Raw genomic sequence first — 2,414 nt, 5'->3', positions numbered from 1 at the left:
GGGACCCCCACCGCCCGAGCGCCCCGCTCCCGCCCCGGTCCGCCCCGCCGCCACCGGTCAGCCCGCCCGCTCCGGCTCCTCCAACCGCGTACGGGCCCGCCTCGCCCGCCTCGGCGTCCAGCGCTCCAACCCGTACAACCCGGTCCTGGAGCCGTTGCTGAGGATAGTCCGCAGCAACGACCCGAAGATCGAGACGTCGACGCTGCGTCAGATCGAGAAGGCCTACCAGGTCGCCGAGCGCTGGCACCGTGGCCAGAAGCGCAAGAGCGGCGACCCCTACATCACCCACCCTCTCGCCGTGACCACCATCCTCGCCGAGCTGGGTATGGATCCGGCCACGCTGATGGCGGGCCTGCTGCACGACACGGTCGAGGACACCGAGTACGGCCTCGACCAGCTCCGCCGCGATTTCGGTGACTCCGTGGCCCTGCTCGTCGACGGCGTCACCAAGCTCGACAAGGTCAAGTTCGGCGAGGCCGCCCAGGCCGAGACCGTGCGCAAGATGGTCGTCGCCATGGCCAAGGACCCCCGCGTCCTGGTCATCAAGCTCGCCGACCGTCTGCACAACATGCGCACCATGCGCTACCTCAAGCGCGAGAAGCAGGAGAAGAAGGCGCGCGAGACCCTGGAGATCTACGCGCCCCTCGCCCACCGCCTGGGCATGAACACCATCAAGTGGGAACTGGAGGACCTCGCCTTCGCGATCCTCTACCCCAAGATGTACGACGAGATCGTCCGGCTGGTGGCCGAGAGGGCACCGAAGCGTGACGAGTATCTGGCCATAGTGACCGACGAGGTCCAGCAGGATCTGCGCGCCGCCCGTATCAAGGCCACGGTCACCGGCCGCCCGAAGCACTACTACAGCGTCTACCAGAAGATGATCGTCCGCGGCCGTGACTTCGCGGAGATCTACGACCTGGTGGGCATCCGCGTCCTGGTGGACACGGTCCGCGACTGCTACGCGGCCCTGGGCACCGTGCACGCCCGCTGGAACCCGGTTCCGGGGCGGTTCAAGGACTACATCGCGATGCCCAAGTTCAACATGTACCAGTCGCTGCACACGACGGTCATCGGGCCCAACGGCAAGCCGGTCGAACTCCAGATCCGTACGTTCGACATGCACCGCCGCGCCGAGTACGGCATCGCCGCGCACTGGAAGTACAAGCAGGAAGCCGTCGCCGGCGCCTCCAAGGTCCGCACCGACGCGCCGAGGAGCACCGGCAAGGACGACCACCTCAACGACATGGCGTGGCTGCGCCAGCTGCTGGACTGGCAGAAGGAGACCGAGGATCCGGGCGAGTTCCTGGAGTCCCTGCGCTTCGACCTGTCCCGCAACGAGGTCTTCGTCTTCACCCCGAAGGGCGACGTCATAGCGCTGCCGGCCAGCGCGACCCCTGTCGACTTCGCGTACGCGGTGCACACCGAGGTCGGCCACCGCACGATCGGCGCGAGGGTCAACGGCCGCCTCGTCCCCCTCGAATCCACCCTGGACAACGGCGACCTGGTGGAGGTCTTCACCTCCAAGGCGCCCGGCGCGGGCCCCTCCCGCGACTGGCTCGGCTTCGTGAAGTCGCCGCGCGCCCGCAACAAGATCCGCGCCTGGTTCTCCAAGGAGCGGCGCGACGAGGCCATCGAGCAGGGCAAGGACGCCATCGTCCGCGCGATGCGCAAGCAGAACCTGCCGATCCAGCGCATCCTCACCGGCGACTCCCTGGTCACCCTGGCGCACGAGATGCGCTACCCGGACATCTCGGCGCTGTACGCGGCCATAGGCGAGGGTCATGTCTCCGCGCAGAGCGTGGTGCAGAAGCTCGTCCAGGCCCTCGGCGGCGAGGAGGCGGCCACCGAGGAGATCGACGAGGCCGTACCCCCCACCCGCAGCCGCGGCCGCAAGCGGCGCGGCAGCAACGACCCCGGTGTGGTCGTCAAGGGCGTCGAGGACGTCTGGGTCAAGCTCGCCCGCTGCTGTACACCCGTCCCCGGCGACCCCATCATCGGCTTCGTCACCCGCGGCAGTGGCGTATCGGTTCACCGCAGCGACTGCGTCAACGTCGAGTCCCTGTCCCGCGAGCCCGAGCGCATCCTCGACGTCGAATGGGCCCCGACCCAGTCCTCGGTCTTCCTCGTCGCCATACAGGTCGAGGCCCTGGACCGCTCCCGACTCCTCTCCGACGTCACCCGCGTCCTCTCCGACCAGCACGTCAACATCCTCTCGGCCGCCGTCCAGACCTCCCGCGACCGCGTGGCCACCTCCCGCTTCACCTTCGAAATGGGCGACCCGAAACACCTCGGCCACGTCCTGAAGGCCGTACGAGGCGTGGAGGGCGTCTACGACGTGTACCGCGTGACCTCGGCACGCAGGCCGTAGCAGGGCTGGAGCAGACCCACCGAGGACCGGCCGAAGATCATCAGAA

General features: G+C 68.4%; 1 protein-coding gene. It reads left to right on the top strand.

The window, feature by feature from the left end; genetic code table 11:
- Positions 1 to 2,368, top strand: a 2,368-nt coding sequence (locus STRIP9103_RS29255) for a RelA/SpoT family protein (RefSeq protein WP_048821201.1), incomplete at its 5' end; no start/stop codon positions are given.
- Positions 2,369 to 2,414 lie beyond the last annotated feature (46 nt).

It is taken from the genome of Streptomyces ipomoeae 91-03 (assembly GCF_000317595.1).
Lineage (GTDB): Bacteria > Actinomycetota > Actinomycetes > Streptomycetales > Streptomycetaceae > Streptomyces > Streptomyces ipomoeae.
The sequence above is the reverse complement of the archived record's forward strand: the minus strand, read 5'-3'. Positions and strand labels throughout refer to the sequence as shown.